Annotated in this window: 19 protein-coding genes; 9 read left to right on the top strand and 10 right to left on the bottom strand. The window is 70.7% G+C overall.

Features of this window, described 5'->3' with window-relative positions; genetic code table 11:
• Positions 1 to 173: 173 nt before the first annotated feature.
• From G8D98_RS10450 to G8D98_RS10425, 6 genes are all read left to right on the top strand, one after another.
• Complete coding sequence (locus tag G8D98_RS10450; protein ID WP_166102675.1) at positions 174 to 1,652, top strand: OLD family protein; 1,479 nt, start codon at positions 174 to 176, stop codon at positions 1,650 to 1,652.
• Positions 1,649 to 3,301, top strand: coding sequence for a UvrD-helicase domain-containing protein (locus tag G8D98_RS10445; RefSeq protein WP_166102672.1), 1,653 nt, complete (start codon positions 1,649 to 1,651; stop codon positions 3,299 to 3,301). Before G8D98_RS10450 ends, G8D98_RS10445 begins: the two co-directional genes overlap by 4 nt.
• A 147-nt stretch (positions 3,302 to 3,448) precedes the next feature.
• Positions 3,449 to 4,273: a PIN domain-containing protein gene (locus tag G8D98_RS10440; RefSeq protein ID WP_166102670.1), complete on the top strand. Its 825-nt coding sequence runs from the start codon at positions 3,449 to 3,451 to the stop codon at positions 4,271 to 4,273.
• Positions 4,274 to 4,893: 620 nt separating this feature from the next.
• Positions 4,894 to 6,015 (top strand): alcohol dehydrogenase catalytic domain-containing protein, encoded by a 1,122-nt coding sequence (locus G8D98_RS10435; RefSeq protein WP_166102667.1) that lies wholly within the window; start codon positions 4,894 to 4,896, stop codon positions 6,013 to 6,015.
• Between the two features lie 8 nt (positions 6,016 to 6,023).
• A complete protein-coding gene (locus tag G8D98_RS10430) occupies positions 6,024 to 6,578 on the top strand; it encodes an acyl-CoA thioesterase (protein WP_229661942.1) in 555 nt (184 codons plus the stop codon).
• Positions 6,575 to 7,243 carry an LmrA/YxaF family transcription factor gene (locus G8D98_RS10425; protein ID WP_166102661.1) on the top strand — a complete coding sequence of 223 codons (669 nt, stop codon included), beginning with the start codon at positions 6,575 to 6,577 and terminating at the stop codon, positions 7,241 to 7,243. Before G8D98_RS10430 ends, G8D98_RS10425 begins: the two co-directional genes overlap by 4 nt.
• 12 nt (positions 7,244 to 7,255) lie before the next feature.
• On the opposite strand, the gene G8D98_RS10420 is transcribed toward G8D98_RS10425, so the two are convergent.
• The 6 genes from G8D98_RS10420 to G8D98_RS15610 all read right to left on the bottom strand — a co-directional run bounded on the left by G8D98_RS10420 (position 7,256) and on the right by G8D98_RS15610 (position 14,488).
• The gene (locus tag G8D98_RS10420; protein ID WP_166102658.1) at positions 7,256 to 8,161 is read right to left on the bottom strand and encodes an MBL fold metallo-hydrolase; all 906 of its coding nucleotides are present in this window, start codon (positions 8,159 to 8,161) and stop codon (positions 7,256 to 7,258) included.
• A 106-nt stretch (positions 8,162 to 8,267) separates the two neighbouring features.
• Positions 8,268 to 9,059: an ABC transporter ATP-binding protein gene (locus tag G8D98_RS10415; protein WP_166102657.1), complete on the bottom strand. Its 792-nt coding sequence runs from the start codon at positions 9,057 to 9,059 to the stop codon at positions 8,268 to 8,270.
• Positions 9,056 to 10,759, bottom strand: a complete 1,704-nt coding sequence (locus G8D98_RS10410; RefSeq protein ID WP_166102654.1) for a dipeptide/oligopeptide/nickel ABC transporter permease/ATP-binding protein — start codon at positions 10,757 to 10,759, stop codon at positions 9,056 to 9,058. The genes G8D98_RS10415 and G8D98_RS10410 overlap by 4 nt, the downstream gene beginning before the upstream one ends.
• A complete protein-coding gene (locus G8D98_RS10405; protein WP_166102652.1) occupies positions 10,756 to 11,727 on the bottom strand; it encodes an ABC transporter permease in 972 nt (323 codons plus the stop codon). The genes G8D98_RS10410 and G8D98_RS10405 overlap by 4 nt, the downstream gene beginning before the upstream one ends.
• 91 nt (positions 11,728 to 11,818) lie before the next feature.
• On the bottom strand, positions 11,819 to 13,384 hold the full coding sequence (locus tag G8D98_RS10400; protein ID WP_166102649.1) for an ABC transporter substrate-binding protein: 1,566 nt from the start codon (positions 13,382 to 13,384) through the stop codon (positions 11,819 to 11,821).
• Positions 13,385 to 13,600: 216 nt separating this feature from the next.
• Complete coding sequence (locus G8D98_RS15610; protein ID WP_166102646.1) at positions 13,601 to 14,488, bottom strand: LysR family transcriptional regulator; 888 nt, start codon at positions 14,486 to 14,488, stop codon at positions 13,601 to 13,603.
• Between the two features lie 193 nt (positions 14,489 to 14,681).
• On the opposite strand from G8D98_RS15610, the gene G8D98_RS10390 reads away from it, so the two are divergent.
• A complete protein-coding gene (locus tag G8D98_RS10390; RefSeq protein WP_166102643.1) occupies positions 14,682 to 16,895 on the top strand; it encodes a hypothetical protein in 2,214 nt (737 codons plus the stop codon).
• A 52-nt stretch (positions 16,896 to 16,947) separates the two neighbouring features.
• Here the strand turns inward: G8D98_RS10390 and solA are convergent, their stop codons facing one another.
• Genes solA through G8D98_RS10370 form a run of 4 tightly spaced genes read right to left on the bottom strand, consistent with a single transcriptional unit; the run spans position 16,948 to position 20,814 of the window.
• Positions 16,948 to 18,093: an N-methyl-L-tryptophan oxidase gene (gene solA, locus G8D98_RS10385; RefSeq protein ID WP_166102641.1), complete on the bottom strand. Its 1,146-nt coding sequence runs from the start codon at positions 18,091 to 18,093 to the stop codon at positions 16,948 to 16,950.
• A 35-nt stretch (positions 18,094 to 18,128) separates the two neighbouring features.
• On the bottom strand, positions 18,129 to 18,908 hold the full coding sequence (locus G8D98_RS10380; protein ID WP_275944341.1) for an amino acid ABC transporter ATP-binding protein: 780 nt from the start codon (positions 18,906 to 18,908) through the stop codon (positions 18,129 to 18,131).
• Positions 18,905 to 19,882, bottom strand: a complete 978-nt coding sequence (locus G8D98_RS10375; RefSeq protein WP_166102638.1) for an amino acid ABC transporter permease — start codon at positions 19,880 to 19,882, stop codon at positions 18,905 to 18,907. Before G8D98_RS10375 ends, G8D98_RS10380 begins: the two co-directional genes overlap by 4 nt.
• Positions 19,879 to 20,814 carry an ABC transporter substrate-binding protein gene (locus tag G8D98_RS10370; protein ID WP_166102636.1) on the bottom strand — a complete coding sequence of 312 codons (936 nt, stop codon included), beginning with the start codon at positions 20,812 to 20,814 and terminating at the stop codon, positions 19,879 to 19,881. Before G8D98_RS10370 ends, G8D98_RS10375 begins: the two co-directional genes overlap by 4 nt.
• A 435-nt stretch (positions 20,815 to 21,249) precedes the next feature.
• Between G8D98_RS10370 and G8D98_RS10365 the strand changes: the two genes are divergently transcribed.
• Both G8D98_RS10365 and G8D98_RS10360 read left to right on the top strand, forming a co-directional pair.
• Positions 21,250 to 22,857, top strand: a complete 1,608-nt coding sequence (locus G8D98_RS10365; protein WP_166102633.1) for an ABC transporter substrate-binding protein — start codon at positions 21,250 to 21,252, stop codon at positions 22,855 to 22,857.
• Between the two features lie 5 nt (positions 22,858 to 22,862).
• A complete protein-coding gene (locus G8D98_RS10360; RefSeq protein ID WP_166102631.1) occupies positions 22,863 to 23,903 on the top strand; it encodes an ABC transporter permease in 1,041 nt (346 codons plus the stop codon).
• Positions 23,904 to 23,905: the final 2 nt, after the last annotated feature.

Below are 23,905 nucleotides of genomic sequence, written 5' to 3'. Positions count from 1 at the left end.
AGCCGAGAGCGGGACGATCGGACCTCATCACCGCAATTCGCAGAGTTCTAGATCCAAAGAGTACGGCAGCACGGGTTGATCCGCTCGATGTCCACCGGCCTTCTGCAGGGGGATCGGGCACGACGCCCCCGTTAACCGAGGTCGAACTCACCCTTATTGAACTTGGATCCGCATTGGAACAACTGCTCGACAAGCGCTTGGTTCCCGTTGATCCGATCACCGGAGAACTTGCGACCAAGGCAAACTCTTCAAGCGCCGTACTGGGTCTTCAGCTCTGTTACCGATTGCGATACGACGAGACCGCCGACGTTGGGGAGCATTGGGTCGACTACCCCCACCTCAGTGACCCTTCCGCCGGAACTTTCGTTCGCGCCCCTCGTCTGGAGCGGGAAGCATTGCCTTTCATAGCTCTTCGCCGCACACCACCGCTTCAACTTCGAAGTGAGGGCCTCCTCCGGGCGCTTGTTGAAGAGTCAGACCCGGCCGCTCTCGGAGGGGCTCTCGACGCCCTGACGTCCGACATAGGCGCCGCCACAGATACCCTCTCGGCCGAAAAGGTCATTCGAGACCAAGTTGCGGAGGTACTTTCGGCAGGGGCTGCACTACTCCTCGAACTCACCGACCCGAACCCTGAGAACAAGTTCGGCTTCATTGCGGAGGACGGCTCGCTGGCCGCACTCCTTCGATCCGTGCAACCGGCTGTGGAGTTGGATGGCGCTGGAACTCTGCCGTTAACGGCTCACGGATCCACAGCAGTGGGCATACTGACGGCAGCCGAGGGAATCGTCTCGGCGACAGCCCCCGAAGCAGTCGTGGTCGTAGATGACTTCGCTGACGACCTTGACGCTGCGTCAGCAGAGTACCTCGCAGCGAACCTGCGACGTCATGTCGGTCAGGTCTGGCTTAGCACGCGCCGTCCGGAAGCGCTCAGAGCCTTTCGCCCCGAGGAAGTCGTACGACTGACCCGCAGCCACGGCCATCGGATGCAGCATCAACTACCACCAACAACGGACCGCAAGGAGCGCGGCGTTCGTCGCCAGCTACAACACCAACTCCTTCACGCTATGTCCGCCAGGACCGTTGCGGTGCTCGAGGGGCCACACGATGCCGAGGGCTACGGAGCAATTGCCGATCGACGGCTGCGAGTGTCCGGCAGCGCGCCTCCCGCTGCGTTTGGGATACGTCTCGTCGCACCGCCGGGCAGCGACGGTGGGAAGGATCGCTTGCCTGAGATGGCGCGCCTTGCGGCAGCCCTCGGCTTTCATGTTCGCGTGGTCATAGACAATGACGACCCGGTCGCGGATGCGCCCTTGATAGCGACCTTGGTTGGGATCTGCGAAGCGGTGATCGTTCTGCCTCCTAAAACGGCAATCGAAAGAGCACTGGTAGCGGGTTTGACTGAGCAAACCGTGCGAGACACGCTGGCGTGGCTTAGTACCCAGTACAGCCTAGGGCTCACCGTTGCAGGGCTCAGCAGTAGCGAACTTCCAAAGGTCGCCGCAACGGCAATCAAATCAAAGGGCGGCCTTCACCAACCGTGGGTAGATGCGCTGCCGGCCAATTCCTCCCCGCCGATCGCGCGAAGGGTCTTGGATGCGTTGACCGCTCCTGCACCGTTATCGAAGACGATCAACGTGGCGGACTCGCCGTGACGTACACCCCATCACCGGGCCAGCAGCAAGTCTTGGACGCTGACGATGAGGTAGTACTCGTGCTTGGAGGAGCGGGAACCGGCAAGACCACGACGGCAGCTGCGAAGGCCCGGCGACATCTCGAAGATCATGCCCGTGCGGCGGTTCCTGTTCAGCGAATAGCTGGAGCACCTCCGATCGACCGTGTTCTCTTCCTGTCATTCTCACGCGCCTCAGTCGCACGGATAGTCGATCGCAGCCGCGAGATTCTTGGCCCATTTTCCGAACAGGTGGAGGTAACCACCTTCCATGCTCTGTCCTGGAGCTTGATCAACCGATTCGGCTCGTTGATCGGCCTTTCGGACCCGTATCTCCTGAGCAGTGCCCAGGCGAAACTTTTCCCGCGCACCGACGCCCTGAAATACGCAGATCTAGTACCAAGGGCTCTCGAGCTCCTTGCGCATCCTGCCGTCGTCGCACACGTAGAGACGCGTTGGTCCCTCGTCATCTGCGACGAGTTCCAAGACACCGACGACGGACAGTGGGAGTTGATCCGGGCCATTCGTGGGGCCGCTCAACTGTTGCTCCTTGGTGATCCGCATCAATGCATCTACGCCAACTTGCCCGACGTCGTCGGCGTCAGTCCCCAGCGCGTCGAGGACGTACGCACGATGACGGGGACGAGATGTATCGAATTGCCTGAGGCCTCGTTCCGGGACCCAAGCGGCATCATTCCCGCGGCAGCCGCCGCTATCCGTCGCCGGGAGTTCGACGGCCCGGCCATCAGCACCGCGATGACCGGTGGACAACTGGAAGTTCACTACGACGCAGACGGTTCGCACGAGGCAGCCGCCGTCGCCCAAGCCGTGGAGAGTCTTCAGAGCGACGGCCTATCTGTGGCCATCTTCAGCCACCACAACGATGCCCTTGCCGCATTGTCGGACGAACTGCGACTGATCGGTCTTGAGCATGAGATCACTGGTCTGTCGGAAAGCTTGACTGCAGCCATCGACGCTCAGGTAGCCATGGCTCAGTTTGCCCGTGGCGTGTGCGACTGGAAGGTCGTCCTGCAGTACCTCGCCATCTTCATCACGAGCGCCGTCCGAGGGAAGGCGGTCCCGGGCCTGGCCCACCAAGTGCTCGGGGCCCAGCCGGCAAGTCCTGCCTTCAGCCGGCGACTGATCAACTTGCGCGATCGCCTCTCCGGAGAGGGCCTCGATAGGGCCCTCGCCTTCGCACGGGACGCGCACGCCGAACTAGGCCTTACCAGCAAAGTGACAGCTTGGGCGAGAGCAGCCACGCTGGCTTCCTCCATGCTGGAAGAAGCTCGACGGCGAGTGCACGGCGGTGACGACAACACGGTCCTCGCCGCCCTTGATCTTATAGCGGACGCCAATCGCAGCGGCCAACTAACCGAATATGCAAGTGAGCCAGAAGGCGCCATCCAATTGATGAACCTTCACCAGACCAAGGGGCGTGAGGCGGATGCGACAGTCGTTGTGCTCCGCGGCAATGACTTCTTTGGATTTGAGAAGACCGAGCCATATCAGGACGGGAGTCGATTGCTGTACGTTGTCTTCAGTCGAGCACGCAAGCGAGTCATCGTCCTTACCTTCGGAAGCGGCCACAGCGGCCTAGTCGCTCCATTCGTGAGGCTGGCCATCACCTAGGTAGCGTTCCTTGCGGTACCAACTAGCCAAGGCGGCGTGCCGACCCCGCGTCCAACTCTCGCAGGTAAGGCAGCGTAGATCGCCAGCGCACCCCCTGCGCGGGCCGCGCACGGGTTCTCCAGACAACAAACAACTAGGACTGAGCCCATGCTCTTCAGTAGCGTCACGCCGGCTTCCGACTCCGACCTGCGGAACGCCATCAGGGTCTTGCGCAGCCAAGCGCAAGCCCTCGACAACCTGTCGGGGACCAGCGCCGCAGACCGGCTGGCCAGCTACCAGGCGTGGGCTTCACAAGCGTCGGAGGTGCTCCGCTCCGCATTCGACCTGGTCGATGTCGAGACGCTCATCAACACTCAGCGTCACGACTTTCTGCTGGATATATCTCAGGCGGACGCGCAGCTTCTTATCAACACCGCCGTGTCGGCTGAGAAGGCCGACCGTTCCAAGGTGTTCAGATCAGTCCTTGATGGTTTGGAAAGCATGCAAGCTTGCTGCGACCAGTTACCGGATTATCTCGTCGTTCCGGACACTAACGTCTTTTTGCATCAGGAGGCGTACTTCGATGAGCTCGACTGGGATGAACTGGCCGGAGTCAGCGCGAACCTGCGAGTCATGCTGCCGATGGCTGTCGTGCGTGAGATCGACAAAGGCAAGAGGGCGCAGGCTGGCAAGAAGGTGAGCGACTCCAACGACCAGCCCGTTCGGTCAAGGGCTCGCCAGACCTCCAAGCGGCTGCGCGAGATGTTCCCCTATGTGGACGTCGTGAAGGTCTTGAGCAACCGCACGTCCGTCGAACTTCTCCTCGACCCTGTGGGCCACAAGCACCTCGAAGATGCCGACAGCGAGATCATCGAGCGGGCGATGGCCCTCAAGACGGTCTCCCGCAAGGAGGTCTACATCGCTACCGGTGACGGGCACATGCAGTTCATGGCCAAGGTCGCTGGGCTCAAGGTGGTGGCGTTCCCCGACTGAGGTCAAGCAGAGTGCAAGTGCAAGCGTTGACGGGTCCCTCTGCCGGGACGCGCCCTTGCCAGGACGCCCAACATGTTGGACAACACCCGGTTCCGGGCAAGGACGGACAGTTCGCCCACCCAGGATCCGCCACGGCCTTCACGAGGCCCATCGAACTGTCGGACAAGATGGGCAAAACGTTGTGGCCTCGGCCGGCTTTGCGTCCATGATCACGGCTCGGCCGCCTTCCCTGCCGTGGCTGCTGACGCCGGCCCCGCGCCACGTGGTCGTATGGCTTGGTGGGCGGAGTGCAGCAGCTGAACAGGCGCGAGAGTGTCTCCGAGTGCAGGGTGCTGGCTCGCCGTCGTCGGTGGAGGGTCGCGGGGCGCGCTCACCCGCGAGCACTGTCGTGGGCGTGGCTCCTACCGCGTCGAAGGGCGCCGTACGTCACCGCGAGACCTCCTGGTCCGGCCAGCAGAAGCGTCCTGCCCCGTCGCCAGGTCGGGCCGGACCAGTCCTGCGCCACCCGCGCCCCGTGGGCCGGCCCGGGGCCGTGGCGACCGAGCCCGACCGTCGAGTCGGCACCGCGCCCGTACCGGCTACTATGACGGGCATCATAGTCGAGCGATGGTGGAGAGCGGATGCGAGAGCTGAACCTGTTCGGTGCCGGGGACCTGCGGTGGGTGGAGCGGCCAGAGCCGGGGGTGGGCTCGCCGCGAGGCGCGGTGGTGCGGCCGTTCGTCGTGAGCCGCTGCGACGGCGACACGCTGCCCATCCACCGGCGGGTCTCGCGCGTGATGCAAGCGGGCCTGCTCGACCCGGCGGTGGGCCACATCTGTGGCCCGGTTCCCTTCGCCGGCCCGTTCGCCATCGGGCACGAGTGCATCGCCGAGGTGGTGGAGGTGGGCACCGAGGTGAGACAGGTCAGGGTGGGCGACCGGGTCGTGGTCCCGTGGGCGGTCTCGTGCGGTGAGTGCGCGAGCTGTGTGCGGGGCCTGACGAGCAAGTGCGTGACGGCGCGGACGACACCCGAGGGTGTCCGGACGCTCGCGGCGTACGGCTTCGGCCCCTCGAGCGGGCCGTTCGGGGGCATGGTCAGCGACCTGCTCGCAGTCCCCTTCGCGGAGGCCATGCTCGTGCCCGTGCCGCCGGGTGTGGATCCGGTCCGCGTGGCGGCGGCGTCGGACAACCTGAGCGACGGATGGCGCGCAGTGGCTCCGCTGCTGGCCGAGCGCCCGCACTCGCGTGTGCTCGTCCTCGGTGGCGGCGGGAAGTCGATCGGCCTGTACGCGGCCGGGATCGCGGCCGCGCTGGGCGCAGCACAGGTGGACTACGCCGACTGGAGCGCAGGGCGCCTGCAGATCGCGCAGGCCCTCGGCGCAGCCCCTCTCGAACGCGACCGCCGGTCCGCGGCGGGGCTCGGGGAGTACGACGTCGTCGTCGAGGCCTCCAGCAGCACGTCCGGGGTCAGGGCGGCGATCAGGTCGACGGCGCCCGGGGGCACGTGCACCGCGGTGGGCTACTACGTCGGCAGGAACACCGGCATCCCCCTGTTCCACATGTACGCCACCGACATCACCCTGCGGCTCGGTGTCTCGCACCCGCGTGGAGTTCTGCCGGAGCTGCTCGAGTGGGTCGGCACGTCCGGGTTCGCCGCGGAACGCGTCACGACCGAGGTGGCCGACTTCGACGACGCGGCCACCGCCTATGCCCACTGCACGACCAAGCTCGTGCTGCAGCGCGAGCCGTTGGGGGTGGCCTGACCGTGAAGATGTACCTGCGGCTGCTGCGGGTGCTGCTCGCCGCCCGGCGAGGCGCCGGGCTGACGTTGTGGGACACGGCGGTCACGCCGTTCCGCGTCCGGCTGAGCGACCTGGACCTGCAGCGCCACATGAACAACGGCACCTACCTGACGATCGCCGACCTCGGCCGGGTCGACCTCATGGTCCGCTCGGGCTTCTGGGAGCAGATGCGCCGGCGTGGCTGGTACCCGGTCGTCGCCTCCCAGTCCATCCGCTACCGCAGGTCGCTGCGGTGGCGCCAGCGGTTCGAGGTGCACACCCGGGTGCTCGGCACGGACGGGCACTCGACGTACCTCGAGCAGGTCTTCCCGGTCGGTGACACCGTCTGTGCCGAGGCGATGATCCGCGCCCGCTTCCTCGAGCGAGGTGGGGGCTCGGTGTCCCAAGCGGAGCTCGAGCAGCTGGTCGGGGAGTTCCCCGAGGACCGTGAGCTACCCAGCTGGGTCGGTCCGTGGGCCGGGCAGGGGCGGGAGGGCGCCACCTCGCCCACGGCACCCGCGGCGGTCGAGCGGAGCGAGCGATGACGGTGAGCGAGCCGCGCGCCGCGATGGTGCACAGTGCTGCCGCCCTGCTGCGGCAGGACGGCGTGCGCGGGGCGTCCTTCGCCCGCGTCATCGAGCACTCGGGGGCTCCCCGTGGCTCCATCGGGCACCACTTCCCCGGCGGCAAGGCCGAGCTGATGGCCGACGCTCTGGCTGCGGCCGGCGCCGAGGTCTCAGGCGCCCTGGCCCGCATCCGCGACGGGGGCGCCTCGGCAGCCGACCTCGTGCGCGCGATGTGCTCGTACTTCGCCTCGGGTCTGCGAGCCACCGACTACCGCTCGGGCTGCCCGGCTGCGGCCGTCGCGATGGAGGCCCACGACAACCCCGGGCTGCGGCAGACGGCGAGCGAGATCGTGGACGGCTGGCAGGTCGTCCTCACCGACCTGCTCGAGGAGGACGGCCTCGACCACGGCGAGGCCCGGGCCCGGGCCCAGCTGTGCATCGCCGCCGTCGAGGGCGCGCTCCTCCTGGCCCGTCTGCACCGGTCGACCGAGCCCCTGGAGCAGGTCGGCGGCCAGCTGGGCGAGCTGCTGCGGCTCGGTCGGCGCTCGCCCCGGCCCCGGGAGGAGCACCACCACAAAGAGCACGAGGGCGACGAGCCCGGCGCACCCGACGGCCACGGGGAGCCAGAGCCGGCGCACCCATGACCGCGGGCCGGGTCAGGGGCGCAGCAGGCCGGCGGTGGGTCCCACGGAGAGCTGCCCCCGGGAGAGGGTCAGGTGCATCAGCTCGTCGGCGAGCACGACGCGCCCGCCGTAGGTGTCGCCCATGCCGAGCAGGGCCGCGTCGACGGTCTGCGGGTTCGAGACGTTGGCCCCGGTGTGCACCAGCACGAGCGTGCCGACGCCGGCGTCGGACGCCATCGAGACCGCGCCCTCGAGCGTGCACAGACCCTCGCGGTAGCGGGTGTGCGCGGCATTGGTGTTCCAGCACATCGAGAACATGATGTCCGCACCCCTGGCCAGCTCGCGCACGCTGTCGCACGGCTCGGTGTCCCCGGTGAACACGATGCTTCCGTCGGAGGTCTCGAGCCGGTAGGACAGCGAGTCCAGCCAGGGCTGGGCGTGGATGGCCAGCGCCGAGCGCATCGACCACGAGTCCCCCCGGTGCTCGTGCCCGGCCTCGATGTCGGTGGTCCGCACCCGCGGGGGTGTCCGCGGCAGCGTCCCGCCGCGGTGGGCCCAGATGCCCTGGCTGCCCGACCAGTTGACCCGCGCGTGGATGTCGGCGAAGAAGGCGCCGTCGGGGCCGACGAGCCGCTCGGTGAGGAGGCTCGTCGGCGCCGGGCCGATGGCGTGCAGTGGCTCGACCAGCCCGGCGCCCTGGTCCCACCTCGTGAGCAGGAAGCAGGGGTAGTCGACGTCGTGGTCGAAGTGGTGATGCGTGAAGAACAGGGTGCCGACCTGGGTGGGGGCCAGCCCCGCCTTGACGAGCTTCCAGGTCGCCGCCGGGCCGCAGTCGACCATGAGCACCTCGCCGTCCACGTCGACGGCGAAGGCGCTGCCGAACCGTTCGGGGGTGGGCTCGGGGGTCCCGCTGCCGAGGACGTACACGGTGGTGGTCATCGATCCTTCTCTCGTGGTGGTGGGACGGGCGCCCGCGGAGGGCGGCGCGCTCGAGCACGGCCCGGCCGGCGTCGGGTCGGCCGACGCCGGCCGGGCGGGCCTGCGGCTAGTCGCCCTCGAGGGTGAAGCCCGGGGCTCCGGGCACCGAGTCGAGCAGCCGCTGCGTGTACTGCTCGCGGGGCCGGGTGAAGACGTCCTCGACGTCACCGGTCTCGACGAGGCTGCCGTGGTAGATCACGGCCACGCGGTCGCAGACGTGCTTGACGACCGCGAGGTTGTGGGAGATGAACAGCATCGTCAGTCCGAGGTCCACCCGCAGCTCGGCGAGCAGCTCGAGGATCTCCGCCTGGACCGACACGTCGAGCGCAGAGGTGATCTCGTCGGCGACGATGACCCGGGGCCGGACGCACAGGGCCCGGGCGATGGCGATGCGCTGACGCTGACCGCCCGAGAACTCGTGGGGGTACTTCTCGATGGAGCCCGCCGGCAGCCCCACCCGCTCGAGCCACTCGACGATGGTGTCGCGGTGGCGCCGGACGCGGGGGCGCCGGGGGTCGAGGGCCTCGGCGATCGCCTGCCCCGCGGTGTGCCGCGGGTCGAGGGAGGAGTAGGGGTCCTGGGGGATCATCTGGAGCATCGTCGGCTGGGGCCGGGTGTGCCGGTGAGGCCCGGCGACGGGCTCGCCGCCCCCGACCCAGATCGTGCCCCCGGCGACCGGGACCTCCCCGCACAGTGCCTTGGCCAGGGTGGACTTCCCCGAGCCGGACTCGCCGACCAGCCCGACCGAGGTGCCCTCCTGCACGGTGAGCGAGACCCCGCGCAGGGCATGGGTCCGGTGCGTGCCCGTGCCGAGGACCACCTCGAGGTCCTCCACCTCGACCAGTGCTCGCGCGCTCATCGGATCGCCTCCACGTACTCGGCCGCCTCGAGCAGCCTGCGGGTGTAGCGGTGGGAGACCCGTCCCTGCTCGAGGGCGTCGGCGCTCAGCTCCTCGACCGCCTCCCCCCGGTAGAGGACGAGGACCCGGTCGCACATCGCGCGCACCACGCCGAGGTCGTGCGAGATGAAGAGCACCGAGGCCCCGACCGAGCGGCTGACGGCGACGACCCTGCGCAGCACCTCGACCTGGACGGTGACGTCGAGCGCCGAGGTCGCCTCGTCAGCGATGAGCAGCCGGGCCTCGGTGAGCAGCGAGGAGGCGATCATGGCGCGCTGCAGCATGCCCCCGGACAGCTCGTGGGGATGCTGGTGGGTGCGCCGCTCCGGCTCGGTGATCTTCAGCCGGCGCAGCCGGTCCACGAGCGCGCGCCGCGCGGCGCCCCGGCTCATCCCGAGGTGGGTGCGAGCGACCTCGGTGAGCTGGGTGCCCAGGCGCAGGGCCGGGTTGAAGCTGGACACCGGGTCCTGGTAGACGAGCGCGACGTCGCGGGCGAGCGCTGCGGGGGGAACGGGGGCGAGCAGGTCGTGCCCGGCCACCCACAGCGCGTCGGCGGTGGCGTCGGTGCTCTCGGGCACGAGGCCGGCGAGGGACATCGCGGTGAGCGACTTGCCCGAGCCGGACTCGCCGACGATGCCGAGCACCTCGCCCGGGGCGACGTCGAACGAGACGCCCTTGACCAGCTCCACACCGGCGGCGCTGTGGACCCGCAGCCCGCGCACGCTCACCGTCGCCTCGGGGTCCGCCGGCGGCACCGCCGGGCGGCCGCTCGGGCGCAGCCGGCCGGTGGGCCCGCTGCTGCGGGTGCGGCTGCGGGTGCGCGGGTTGCTGCTGGCGGCGAGGCCGTCGCCGATGAGCATCGCCGCGAGCCCGGTGAGCACGAGCATGACGCTCGGGCCGACGACCTGGCTGGGCTGGGTGTAGATGGAGACCAGGCCGTCGCTGAGCAGCTTGCCGAAGTCGAAGTCCGGCTCCTGGACACCGAGGCCGACGAACGACAGCCCGGAGAGCTCCATCATCGTCACGGCGAAGCAGCTCGCGACGAGGACGAGCATCGGCTCGGCCATGTTCGGCAGCACGTGCCGGAGGATGACGAGGGGGCCGGGGACGCCGAGGCGCCGCGCCGTGCTGACGTAGTCGCGCGTGACGATGGGCGCCGCCATGTTCGCGCTGAGCCGGACGAAGGCCGGGCAGCCCGCGATGCCGATGGCGAGGGTCGCCGGCCACGCCCCGGCGCCCAGCACCGCGGCGATGACCAGGGCGAGCACCAGGGACGGGAAGGCGACGGCGACGGCGTTCACCCCGAGCACCGCACGGCGCACCCGCTCGGGAGCCATCCAGATCGTCGTGCCGACCGAGACGCCGATGACGACCGAGAGCGCCGTGGCCGTGGCGGTGAGCACGAGGGTCAGCCGGGTCGCGACGAGCGCGCGGGCGAACAGGTCGCGCCCGAACTCGTCGGTGCCGAGGAGGTGCTGCGCCGAGGGCGCGAGGCGGCTGTCGGAGGTCAGGGTCGTCGCCGCGTGCCCGAACAGCGGGGGCGCGAGCACCGCCAGCGCGGTGAGCAGCGCCATGAGGAGGATGCCGGTGACGAGGATGGGGTGGAGCCGGCGACGACGCGGACCGTCGGAGGCCTCCACCGGGAGGGCGAGTGAGCTCATGCCGAGGCTCCCTCCGCGTCGAGGGTGCGCGAGTCGATGAGCGCCAGCCCGATGTCGATGAGGGTGTGGACGCTCACGGCCATGACCCCGATGGTGAGGATGACCCCCCGGGTGACGGCGTAGTCGCGGTTGAGGATCGCCTCGATGACGGCGTTGCCGAGCCCCGGCCAGGCGAAGACCCGCTCGACGATGATGGCGCCCCCGAGCATGCCCGCGAGGATGAGCCCCGAGAGGGTGAGGGTGGAGGCCAGCAGGTTCGGCATCGCGTACTTCGCGTACTGCTTGACCACACCGATCCGCCAGCCGCGCGCGGTGCGCATGTAGTCCTGCTCGAGCACCGCGGAGGCCTCGCGGCGCACGACGCGGCTGACTGCGCAGATCGGTCCGAGCGAGAGCGCCACCGACGGCAGGATGTAGGACCGCGGGCCGGTGGTTCCCGCGGCCGGCAGGAGGCCGAGCGTCACGGCGAACAGCACGACGAGCAGCGTGCCGACGACGTAGTGGGGCAGGGCCTGCAGGCCCGCCGTCGCCCAGCTGAACGCCGAGTCCAGCCAGCGGTTGCGGTTGCCCCGGGTCAGCCCGGCCACGGTGAACCCCAGGGTGAGGGAGATGACGAGGGTCAGGGCCATCGCGGCGAGGGCGATCGTGGCGGTGTAGGGCAGCCGGACGGCGATGACGTGCGAGACGGCGTCGCCGGTCCGGAAGGACTCACCGAGGTCGCCGCGCAGGACGCCGAGGACGTAGTCCCGGAACTGCTCGAGCATCGGCCGGTCGAGGCCGAGCTGGGCCCGGGTCGCCTCGACGACCGCGGGGGAGGCGTCCTGGCCGGCGATGACCCGGGCGGGGTCGCCGGGCACGAGCTGGACGACCGCGAAGGTCAGGACGACGAGCGCCACGACGGCGCTCGTCCATTCGAGCGCCTTGACGAGGAGGAAGCGCGGCCAGGGCGAGGAGATCTGCAGCTTCATACCAACCGTTCCGGGTAGGGCGTGCCTGGGCCGACCACGTCCCGGTGCGGCCGCGCGAGGGGGTGCTCGAGCGGCCGCACCGGGACGGGGGTCAGCCCACCGTGCGCAGCGTCGAGAGGTCCTCGCGGCCACCCGGTGCCCGGACGGTGACACCCTTGGTCGTCACGATCGTCTGGGGGTTGGTCGCGAGCGGGATGAAGTCGACCGCCTCGAGAGCGGCCGCCTGTGCCTCCTGGAACCCCGCACACTTCTCGCTCGTGGTGGTCGCCGCGATGCCGCGCTCGAAGGCGGCCGTCGCCGTGGGGTTGTCGGAGCGGGTGAAGTTGCGCCCGCCGTCCTCGAGACCGGCGCCGACCACGTCGCTCAGACCGGTGACGAGCGTGCCGCCGGTGTTGATCGTCGCGAGGACCGAGATGTCCCAGCCGTCGTCGGTGATGAGCGTGCCGATCCACGTCGCGTTGTCGCTGTTGGTCAGCTTGACCGTCGCGCCGGCGGCTCGCAGCTCCTCGGCGATGTACGTCGTCGCGGCCCCGTTGGTCCCGAAGGCCGGAGCCGTCGAGCCGACGACCTGGATCTTCAGGCCCGAGAGGACCTTCGCCGCGGCGTCCGCGTCCGGTTCGGTCAGCAGCGAGGCGTCGGTGTTGACGCACTCCAGGCCGGGGTCGCCCGGGCCGAGGTCGGGGGTGGCGCCGGGGTTGATGGCGTCGATGAGCGCCGAGCGGTCGATCGCCTGCGCTGCGGCCTTGCGGGCCGCGGCGTCGGCGAAGGGCCGGCCGGCGGTCTCGTTGAAGATGACGAACATGTCCCCGATGACCGCCTCGGTCTTGGTGAAGGAGTCCTCCGGGAAGCGGGAGAGGTCCTGGTAGGCGACGGCGCTCTCGTCCAGGGAGCCGGTGAGCAGCTGGTTGGCCGCGGAGTCCGTGGCACCGACGGTGAACTTCAGGGTCTGCGCAGGCGTGCCCTCGAGGGGCTCCGCGTACTCGGGCCACGAGGAGTAGTCGCTGCGCAGGTCGAACTCGTAGCCGACCCCCGTCGTCGACGAGCTGAGCACGTAGGGCCCGCTGAAGGCGCCCTTGACCGTGCCGGCCGCGAGACCGTCGAGGTCCTCGAGCCCGGCCGGGCAGACGATGCCGGCGGCCGGGTGGGTCAGCCCGACGGCGAGCTCGGAGTACGGCTTGGCCGTCGTGACGGTCACCGTGCGGGCGTCGTCGTCGGCCGTCACCGTCACCGCGGAGCCGCCGAAGATCAGCTGCGCCGCCTTGGAGGCGGTGTCGGGGTCGGCGAGCCGCTGCAGTGAGGCGGCGATGTCGCTCGGGGTGAGCTCGCTGCCGTCGCCGCAGGTGAGACCGTCGCGGATCTGCAGAGTCACCCCGGAGTCGTTCTGGGTGTAGGACTCGGCCAGGTCGCCGACGAGGGTCGACCCGTCGTCGCGGCGCAGGACGGTGTCGAAGCCCAGCCGGGCGGCGCGGTAGTCGTCCATCGCCTTGACCAGCGCGGGGTCGAAGGTGGTCGGGTCGGTGATCAGCGCCCCGCGGATGGTCCCGCCGGACTCGCTGTCCGTGCTCGTCTCACCGGCGCAGCCGGCGAGCGCTCCGAGGAGGAGGCAGACACCGACGGCCGCGGCGAGCGGCCCCCGGCGTCGTGTGCTGTCCTTCACGTTGAGATCCTCTCTGTCGGTCCCGGCCCGTGGCCGGCGTGCCCGGCGTCCGGTACCGGTCCGGAACGGCAATGCGTAATATGCATGTAATATGCAGAGGGGTCGCCTGCCGCACTGCGCCCATCCAAGGCGTCGCCGGCCCGGGCTGTCGAGCACCTTTTCCTCATCCCTCTCATGCAACACATGCATGATCCGAGCAGATGCGGGCGGGACCGGTCAGTCGGCCTCGTTCCGGCGGTTGACGGCGACCTCGACGAACGCCTGGGCCGCGGGCGAGAGCCCGCCCTGGTGGCAGACCCACGTCGGCACGAGCACCGGCGGGTCGAGGCTGCGCAGGGTGACCCCGGCCGACGAGGCCGAGGTCCGGGCCGAGAGCGAGAGGATCGCGGCGCCGACGCCCCGTGCGACGAGGGGCAGCACGGCGTGCCGGTGGCTCGCCCGGGCGACGACGCGCAGGCCCCCGGTCTGGGCGTCGAGGTCGTCGATGAGCTGCTGGAGGGTGCTGCCGTAGGGCGCCACGACGAACGGCATGCCGACGAGGTGCTCGGGCCGGATGGCGTCGAGCCCGGCGAGCGAGGAGCCCGGCGGCAGGGCGACCACGAGCTCGTCGCGCTCCACCTGCCGCGCGGAGGTCCCGCTGTGCGACGGCCGCTGGGGCGCACCCATGACGGCCACCTCGGCGGTCCCGGAGTCCAGCGAGGCGAAGGCCTCCCGCGGGTTGTGCACGAGCCGGGCCACGGTCGTGATGGCCGGGTGGCGGGCCTGCAGCGCGGCGACGATGCGCGCCATCGGCTCGCCCGAGGGCCCGGGGGTGACGGCCACGGTGACGGCACCGGCGATGTCGGCCTCCGAGGAGCGGGCGACCGCGGCGAGGGTGTCGATCTCGCGCAGCACGGCCCGGGCCTGACGCACCAGCCGCTCGGCGGCGGGGGTGACGGCGACCCCGTCGCGGGTGCGCCGGAACAGCAGGGTGCCGAGCTCGCGCTCGAGGGTCTGGATGGCCCGCGAGAGCGTCGACTGCGAGACGTGCAGCGAGGTCGCGGCCCGGCTGAACCCGCGGTGCTCCACCACGGCGACGAAGTACTCGAGCTGGCGCCTCTCCACGGAGCCTCCTCGGGCGACTGGCATGCGCCGGACGCATGCCGGGAATGAAGAAATGGTGCTCGACAGCCACTCTCGCACACGCGTTGGATGAGGGTCCCGTTCGTTGCGACCGGGATGCCGACACATGCAGACCGCGCATCAGGGGTCCCCCGTGGTGCGCGCTCCGCGACACCTGGAAAGGACCCTGCTGCTCATGGCGCGAGAGGGCGAGGAGACGACCGCCACCGGTGACCCGGAGCCGGAGGGGCCGCAGCGGTGGCCCGCCGGACTCGTCGGGCAGGTGAGCCTCAGCCCGAGCGACCCGGCGCCGGCCGGGTCGTGGGGCTCGTGGACCCTGCGGTACGTCGTGGGCCCGTACGGGGTCGACGACGCCGGCGCCCTCAAGGTGCTCTGGCCGGTCGTGTCCGACCACGGCGTCCCGCAGCTCAGCGACCCGGCCGGCGCGAACTACGCGTCGGTCCGCACGGACGGCGAGGCGGTGCTCGTCGCCCGCTGGCAGCAGCGAGCCTCCGTCCGGCCGTGGTCCAAGGGCCTCGTCATCGACGTCACCGACGGCTCGTTGGCGCCCGGGGACACCGTCGAGCTCGTCCTCGGGGACCGCGACGGCGGCGGGCCCGGTGCCCGGCTGCAGAGCTATGTCGAGCCCGACTGTCGCGTCCGGGTCCAGGTCGACCCCTTCGCGACCGGGGTCTTCTACGACGTCCCCGGCAGCACCGGCCTCGACGTGACCGCGGGGGAGGCCCATGCCCTGGTCGCCACCCTGCGACCGGCTCGCGGGCCCCGCCCCGCGGTGGTCTCGGTGCGGGCGGTGGACCGCTACGGCAACCTCGCGACCGGCTACCGCGGAACGGTGACGCTCACCTGGACCGACGGCACGAGCACCGAGCGCCCGATGACCGCGGCCGACGAGGGCCTGCTCACCCTGGAGGTGCCGGACCACCGAGGTCCCGCGGCCGGAGCGGGCCCACTGCGGGTGCACGTCGCCGACGACGGCGGCCGCAGCGCCGTGTCCAACCCGCTCGACCCGGACGTCGGCGACCCGCTGTGGGGCGACACCCAGGGGCAGACGGGGGAGACCGTCGGTGCCGGGACGCTGGAGAGCTTCTTCCGGTACGGGCGCGACGTCGCCCTGCTCGACTTCGTCACCCACTCCGCCAACGACTTCCAGGTGGACAACGCCGCGTACGAGCGCTCGCTGGCCATGTGCGACGCGTTCACCGAGGACGGGCGGTTCGTGGCGTTCGGGGGTTTCGAGTGGTCGGGCAACACCGCCGTCGGGGGCGACCACAACGTGCTCTACGCCGACAGCGCCCAGGCGCCCCTGCTGCGGTCGAGCCATGCCCTCGTCGAGGACCTCGGCGACCTGGACACCGACGCCCGGACCGCCACCGACCTCTACCGGGCGATCGAGGAGCGGGGGCTCGAGGCGGTCTGCGTGCCCCACGTCGGCGGCCGGCGGGTCAACCTCGGGCTGCTCGAGCCCGCGCACGCGCCGGTCCTCGAGATCGTCTCGGTCCACGGGTGGTTCGAGTGGCTCGTGCTCGACGCCCTCCGGCTCGGGCACGTCGTCGGTGTCGTCGGTGCCTCCGACGACCACTCGGGCCGGCCGGGCAGCAGCTACCCCACCCTGCCGGTCTTCGGCGTCCGCAACGGTCTGGCCGCCGTCTGCACCGACGACCTCAGCCGGCGGGGCATCCAGCGGGCCATGCGGGCCCGGCACACCTACGCCACGACCGGCGAGCGCATCCTGCTCGACGTGCGCGCGGACGGGCACCGCATGGGTGACCACTGGTCCGCGGTGCAGGCGCCGACGGTGCGGGTGCGCGCCGCCGGGACGGCCGGCGTCGAGGCGGTCGAGGTGCTGGACGCCACGGGTGTCGTGCGCCGCTGGACCCCGCCCCCGCCGGCCGGGCGGGGCCGGCTGCGGGTCGGCTGGCGTGGCGCGCGCGCCCGCGACCGACGCCGCGTCCAGGACTGGAGCGGCGGGCTGCACGTCGACGACGGCGAGATCCGCGCGGCCCGTTCCTGGGCCTTCGACCATCCCGACCACGCGGTGGTGCTCGAGGGGCCGAGGTCGGTGTCGTGGACGAGCAGCACCAACGGTGACAGCGACGGGGTGGTGCTCGAGCTCGGCACGACGCCCTCGACGCTGCACCTCGCCGCCGGCGGGGTCGACCTGTCGGTGGACCTCGCCCGGGTCGGGGAGGACGGGCTGGAGATCCCGGTCGAGGGCGGCGTGGACCGTGCGGTGACGCTGCGCTGGCTTCCCGAGGAGGAGCCGTCGCGCGAGGTGGACGTCGTCTTCGAGGACCTTCCGTTCGGCCCGGGTCGCAACGCCTACCTGGTCAAGGTCCACCAGAGCGACGGGCACCTGGCCTGGGCCAGCCCGCTGTTCGTCGACGGGTGAGCCCGTCCCGCCGGGCGCTCGAGCGCCCGGCGGGAGCGGGGGCACGAGGGGGTCAGTGGGGGACGGGGGTGGCTGGCGGCACGACGAACGAGGAGATGTCCTCGGCGGTCTCGCCGTCGAGCGAGAGCTCGGCGAGGACGCGCCCGATGGTCGGGGCGAACTTGAAGGCGTGCCCCGCGCCGAGTGACACGAGGATGTCCGGGTGCTCGGCCAGCGGGCCGAGGACGAACTCCCGGTTCGGGGTCAGGGCGTACTGGCAGGTCACGGTGCGCAGGACCTGCCCGCTGTCGGGGATGGTCGCCCGCATGAAGTCCGACAGCTCCTCGACGAGGGCGGCGGACGGCTCGAAGGTCCGCTCCTGCGGAGTCATCAGGTTGTTCGACACGTCGCGCGCCGCCTTGACCGTCGGCTCGCCGTAGGTCGGGAACCCGTAGTAGCAGTGGGTGTCCTCCCAGATCCACACCGGGAAGCGGCTGCGGTCGAAGGTCTCGGGGTCGGCCGGCTTGAAGTAGGTCACCTGCTCCTGCATCGTCTCGAGCGGGATCTCGGAGCCGAGCGGGGCCAGCAGCGTGTTGGTCCAGGCGTCGCAGGCGAGCACGACCTTCCCGGCGCGCACCGGGCCCGCCGGTGTGCGCAGCACGACGCCCGACCCGTCGGGCTCGAGCGCCTCGACCGGCGTCCTCGGCCGCAGGGTGGCGCCGTGGGCGCGGGCCTGCATCTGCAGGGCGGCCACGGTGCGGGAGGCGTTGACGATGCCGGAGTCCGGGGTGTACACGGTCTCGACGTTCTCCGGGATGCGGAACTGCGGCCAGCGGTCGTGCACCTGGGCAGGGCTCAGCAGCTCGTGGGGCAGGCCGACGGCCTCGAGGCTCCTGGCGAAGTTGCCCGCCGAGTAGGGGCCGTCGACCGGGATGAAGACCACGCCGCCGGTGACGTCGACGAGGTGCTCCCCGGCGGCCTGCTCGAAGTCCGCCCAGTCCCGGTACGCGGCGGTGGCAAGGCGCACGTAGCGCTCGACCCCGTAGGAGGTCCGGATGATCCGGGAGGTGTCGTGCGAGGCGCCGCGGACGTGGCCGAGGTCGAACTGCTCGAACGCCACGACCCGTGCGCCCCGACGGGCCAGGTGGTAGGCGGCAGCACTTCCGAGGGCGCCGAGACCGACGACGGCGACATCGACGGTCTCCATGGGGTGGTTCACTCTGGGGTTCCTTCCGGGGTCGGTGATGCGGTGGGTCAGGAGAGGACTTTCGCGAGGAACGAGCGGGTGCGCTGGTGCTGTGGGTCGCCCAGCACCTGCGCGGGTGACCCGCTCTCGACGACGACGCCGTCGTCCATGAAGGTCACGGTGTCGGCGACCTCCCGGGCGAAGGCGATCTCGTGGGTGACGACGATCATGCTCATGCCGTCGGCGGCGAGGTCGCGCATCACGTCGAGGACCTCGCCGACGAGCTCGGGGTCCAGCGCCGAGGTCGGCTCGTCGAAGAGCATGAGCTTCGGGCGCATGTTGAGGGCCCGCGCGACGGCCACGCGCTGCTGCTGGCCTCCGGAGAGCGAGCGCGGGTAGGCGTCGGCCTTGTCGGCCAGGCCGACCCGCTCGAGCAGCCGCAGCCCACGCTCCCGGGCCGTGGCGGTGTCCTCCCGCCGGACCTGGACCGGGGCCTCGACGAGGTTCTCGAGCACGGTCATGTGGGGGAAGAGGTTGAACTGCTGGAAGACCATGCCGATCTCGCTGCGGCGCTGGGCGATCTCCGCGTCGCGCAGCTCGTGGAGGCGTCCGTTGTGCTCCCGGTAGCCGACGAGCTCGCCGGCGACGCGGATGGTGCCGGCGTTGATCTTCTCCAGGTGGTTGATGCACCGCAGGAAGGTGCTCTTGCCGGAGCCGGAGGGACCGAGCAGGCAGGTCACCTCTCCGGGGGCCACGGTGAGGTCGATGCCCTTGACCACGAGGTTGCTGCCGTAGTACTTGTGCACCCCGCGGGCCTCGACCATGGGGGTGGGCGCGGCGTCGCTCATCGCCGGCTCCCCTCGGTGGGCTCGCCGGGGCCCGGCGGCCGTGACCGGCGCCACGGCACCAGCCCGGACCGCACCGTCGCCAGCAGCGAGGGCTCCTGGAGCCGGTTGTCACCCCGGCGGAAGCGGCGCTCGACGAAGTGCTGCCCGATGCTGAGGACCGTGGTGACGGCGAGGTACCAGATGCTCACCGTGATCAGCAGCGGGACGACCTGGAAGTTGCGTGAGTAGATCGTCTGCACGGCGAAGAGGACGTCGGGGATGGCGATGACGCTGACGAGCGAGGTCGTCTTGAGCATCGAGATCGTCTGGTTGCCGGTCGGCGGGATGATGACCCGCATGGCCTGGGGCAGCACGATGCGGCGGAAGACCTGGCTCTTGCGCATCCCGAGCGCCTCGGCGGCGTCGATCTGCCCGGGGTCGACCGACTGCAGGCCCGCGCGCACGATCTCGGACATGTAGGCGCCCTCGTTGAGGCCCAGGCCGAGGATCGCCGCGACCATCGGCGTGATCACCGTGTTGGCGTCGAGCTCGAACAGGTGCGGCCCGGAGGGGATCCCCAGGGTCAGGACGGGGTAAAGCGCCGCGAGGTTGAACCAGAAGATCAGCTGGACGAGCAGCGGTGTGCCGCGGAAGAAGGCGACGTACCCGAAGGCGGCGCCGGCCACGACGGGGTTGCGCGACTCGCGTCCGAGGGCCATGACGACGCCGATGGCGCAGCCGACGACCATCGCGACGAGGGTGAGCATCAAGGTGACGAGCAGGCCGTGCAGGACCTGGCCGTTGCCGAGGTAGCCGAGCGCGACGTCCCACTCGAAGTTCGGGTTGGTGAGGACCGACCACAGCAGGAGGACCCCGGCGACGACGATGACCGCCGTGGCGACCCAGTGCCCGTAGCGACGGACCGGAACCACCTGCGGGGACTCGCCGGTGACGGTCCCGGCGGCGGGCGCGGCCGGGGGCGTCGCCGTCGTCACTGGGCGTCGAGCTGGTCGGGGCTGGTGTAGATCTCCGAGTGGTCGATCGCCCCCGCCTCCATGCCGAACTCCTCGAGGTTGTCCAGGTAGGCGCCGTTGTCGATGAGGCTGTTGAGCGCGGCCTGCAGCGCCTTCTCGAGCTCGGAGCCCTTGGGCACCGCGATCCCCCAGGTACTCGGGTCGTAGTTGACGTCGAGGGCCTCGAGCTTCCCGTCGGACTGCTCGGCCTGGTAGACCGCGGGGCCGAGGTCGGTCATCGTCGCCTCGACCCGGCCCGAGCCGAGCGCCAGCATCGCGTCGGCCGAGGTCTTGAACGTCGACACCTCGATCGCGGGCTCGCCGGAGTCGGTGCAGGCCGCGGTGAACTTCGGCAGGTACACGGTGGTGTAGACCGAGCCCTGCAGGACCGCCACGGTGTGGCCGCACATCGTGTCCAGGGTGATGTCCTGCGGGTTCCCGGCGGCCACGAGCAGGGAGGTGCCGCCCTCGTAGTTGCTCACGAAGTCGACCGAGGCGAGCCGCTCGGCCGTCACGCCCAGGGCCATCGCGGCGGCGTCGGTCTTGTGCGCCTGCAGCGCGGGGAAGACCGCGTCGAACTTGATGTCGTCGAAGACGATGTCGACGCCGAGGGTCTCGCCGACGAGCCGCATCTCCTCGATCTCGGCACCGGTGAGGGTCGTGCCGTCGTCGGCGACGTCGAGGAACGGCGGGTAGCCGGGCCCGCTCGCGATGTGGATCTCCCCCGCCTCCTTGACCTCGGCCGGCAGCAGGTCGGCGGCGCTCTGGTCGAAGAGGGAGCCGGCGCTGCTCGAACCGCTCGGCTCGCTCGAGGAGGCCTCGGAGCCGCAGCCGGCGGTGAGGGCGGTGGCTCCGGCGAGCGCCAGGACGGCGAGCGCGGCCCCAGGGGTCGGGCGCATGCGGGACAGGTTCATGGGACTCCTTCGAGCACTGACGGGAGAACCGTTGCGGCACACCGGATACCGGGAGGACGGCCACAGCGGGAGCGGGGGCCTGCGGGGCACCCCGAAGAGTGCGCTCACTATAGGAACGGGCCGTTTCGACGGCGTCGCGGACCGCAGTGGGCGCAAATGCGGGGTCCCGGGATTGCCGGTTCTGCGGCATCCGCCCCGCGCGAGCCCCGGTGCGGTGCCGGCACGCCGACGCCTCCGCCAGGGCCCGCGGAGGGCCGGGACGGCCACTGTGCCGAGGGCACAGTGCGGCGTGATTCTCTGCGCTGTCGGCACATTGTGGGACGGTTCGGCGCTTCCTAGCCTCGGACCTACGACCCCGGCCTGCGCAGGCTCCGCCCCATCTCACCCCGACACCCACCCCTCCGCGGCAGCGCATCGACCCAAAGGACTACAGCAATGACCAGGAAGCTCCTCAAGGCGTCCACGGCGGCCGCCGCCTGCGCCGTCACGGCGGTGACCCTCGCGGCGTGCGGGACCGGCGCCGACGGCGGCGGCGACGGCAGCAGCGCGGACCCGAGCTACGTCTCCGGCGGCACGTTCACCGTCGCGCTCAACGACGACCCCGGCAACCTCTCGCCGCTCACCGGCGTCTCGCTCGTGCAGCGCGCGCTCGTGCCCTACGCCTACGAGTCCCTCGTCTACACGACGAGCGACGGCGAGGCCCTGCCCTGGCTCGCCGAGAGCTGGACCCAGACGCCCACCTCGGTGACGTACACGCTCAAGGACGGCGTGACGTGCTCGGACGGCAGCGAGTTCACGGCCGAGACCGCCGCCCACAACATCGCCTACCAGGCCGACGGGGACAACGGCACCTTCTGGCACAACTCGAACATCACCGAGGACATGACGGCGAGCGCCGACGGCAACACGCTCACCATCACGAGCACGACGAAGAACCCGTTCCTGCTCACGATGACCGGCGAGGTCGAGATGGTCTGCCAGAAGGGCCTGGACGACCCCGGCTCCCTCAAGGACTCCACCGACGGCACGGCACTGTTCCACCTGACCTCGCTCAAGGCGGGCAACGAGTACACCTACACCAAGCGCACCGACTACACCTGGGGCCCCCAGGACGTCACGAGCGAGACCGAGGGCCTGCCGGACACCATCGTCGGCAAGGTGGTCACCGACGAGTCCACCGCAGCCAACCTCCTGCTGTCGGGCGGGCTCAACGCAGCCGGCGTCGCCGGGACCGACCGCGACCGGCTCGAGTCCGCCGGGCTGGAGTCGCAGGGCGTGCCGAACCCGATCGGCGAGATGCTCTTCAACGAGCGCTCGGACCGCCCGACGGCCGACGAACGGGTGCGCCAGGCGCTCACCGTGGCGCTCGACCGCGCCTCGGTGGGTGACCTCGTGACCAACGGCCACGTCGAGGAGATGACCTCGCTCGTCGTGCAGTCGCCCTTCCTGTGCGTCGCGGGGGGCCCGAAGTGGACCCTGCCCGACCCCGACGCCGAGCGCGCCGGAGAGCTGCTCGACGAGGCGGGGTACACCGTCGGCTCCGACGGCATGCGCGCCAAGGACGGCACGCCGCTCACCATCCGCTTCCTCTACGACGCCGGCACGCCCAGCCACGCGGCCGCCGCCGAGGAGGTCCAGGCGGAGTGGAAGGAGATCGGCGTGGACACCGAGCTCGTCGCGGAGGACCCGACCGGCTGGTCGACCGACCTCTACCAGTCCTACGACTGGGACACGGGCTTCATCCAGCTGGCCCCCGGGACCCCCGTGGTGCTCAGTCTCTTCTTCCTGGGCGACACCAGTGAGCAGGGCGGGTACAACTTCATGGATGTGCAGAACACCGCGTACAACGACCTGGCCACCCAGGCGATGAGCGCGCCGGACGCCGACGCGGCGTGCGACCTGTGGCAGAGCGCGGAGAAGGAGCTGGTCGACCGGGTCGACGTCTACCCGCTGGCCCAGACGACGTCGCCGACCTTCTTCACCGGCGCCACCGCCGACGTCCCGTGGGGCATCGCGCCGACGACCATCCGGATGCTGGGCTGAGGCGTATGACGATCCCCCCGAGCGCGGTCACCACCGCCCCGTCGCCCGAGGCGGCCGAGCCGGCCGCGTCTCGGGGGGAGCGTCTGCGGGTGCTCGTCGGTTCCCCGCGGGCCGCCTTCGTCCTCCAGCGGCTCGGCCGGGCGGCGGTCTCCTTCGCCATCGTCCTCGTCGCCGCCTTCTTCATGGTCCAGCTCGTCCCGGGGGACCCGGTCCGGGCGGCGCTGGGGCCGACCGCACCGGTCGCGACGGTCGACGCGCTGCGAGCACAGCTCGGCCTCGACCAGTCGGTGTGGTCCCAGTTCGGGCACTACGTCTCCGGGCTGCTGCACGGTGACCTGGGGATGTCGATCACCTCCCAGCGCCAGGTCTCGCAGATCCTCGGAGAGCGGCTGCCGACCACCCTCGTGCTGGCCGTCGTCTCCTTCCTCGTCGCGGCGATCGGCGCCTTCCCGATCGGGGTGGCCACCGCGGTCTCGGCCCGCAGCGGGCGCCACCGGGTCCTCGACCTGGGGGTCTCGGGGCTGCTCGGTATCCTCATCGCGGTCCCGAACTTCCTCCTGGCCGTACTGCTCATCGCGACCCTGAGCATCGGGCTGGGTGCCTTCCCACCGGCCGGCTGGGGTACGCCGAGCCAGGCCGTGCTGCCGGTGCTGGCGCTCGCCCTCGGCCCGCTGGCCTACCTGGCCCGGATCGTCCACATCGAGATGCTGCGGGTCCTCGACACGCCCTACCTCACGACGGCCCGCAGCAAGCGGCTGCCCGGCCGGCTGCTCTACCTGCGCCACGCCCTCCCGAACATCGTCGCGGCCACGCTGACCGCCGGGGGCGTCGTCCTCGTCGGCCTCGTGGCCGGGACGGTGCTCGTGGAGACCGTCTTCACCGTGCCCGGCATCGGCTCGACGATCGTCTCCTCGATCACCGCCAAGGACTACCCGCTCATCCAGGGGGTCGTGCTGGTGTACGCCCTGCTCGTCCTCGGCGCGAACCTCCTCATCGACCTCGCCCTGGCGATCCTGGACCCGCGCTCGGCGATCGCGGAGGCCTGACG

Source organism: Phycicoccus endophyticus (assembly GCF_011326735.1).
GTDB classification, from domain to species: Bacteria; Actinomycetota; Actinomycetes; order Actinomycetales; family Dermatophilaceae; genus Phycicoccus; species Phycicoccus endophyticus.
Note: the sequence above shows the minus strand (reverse complement) of the source record. Positions and strands in the feature narration are given on the sequence as shown.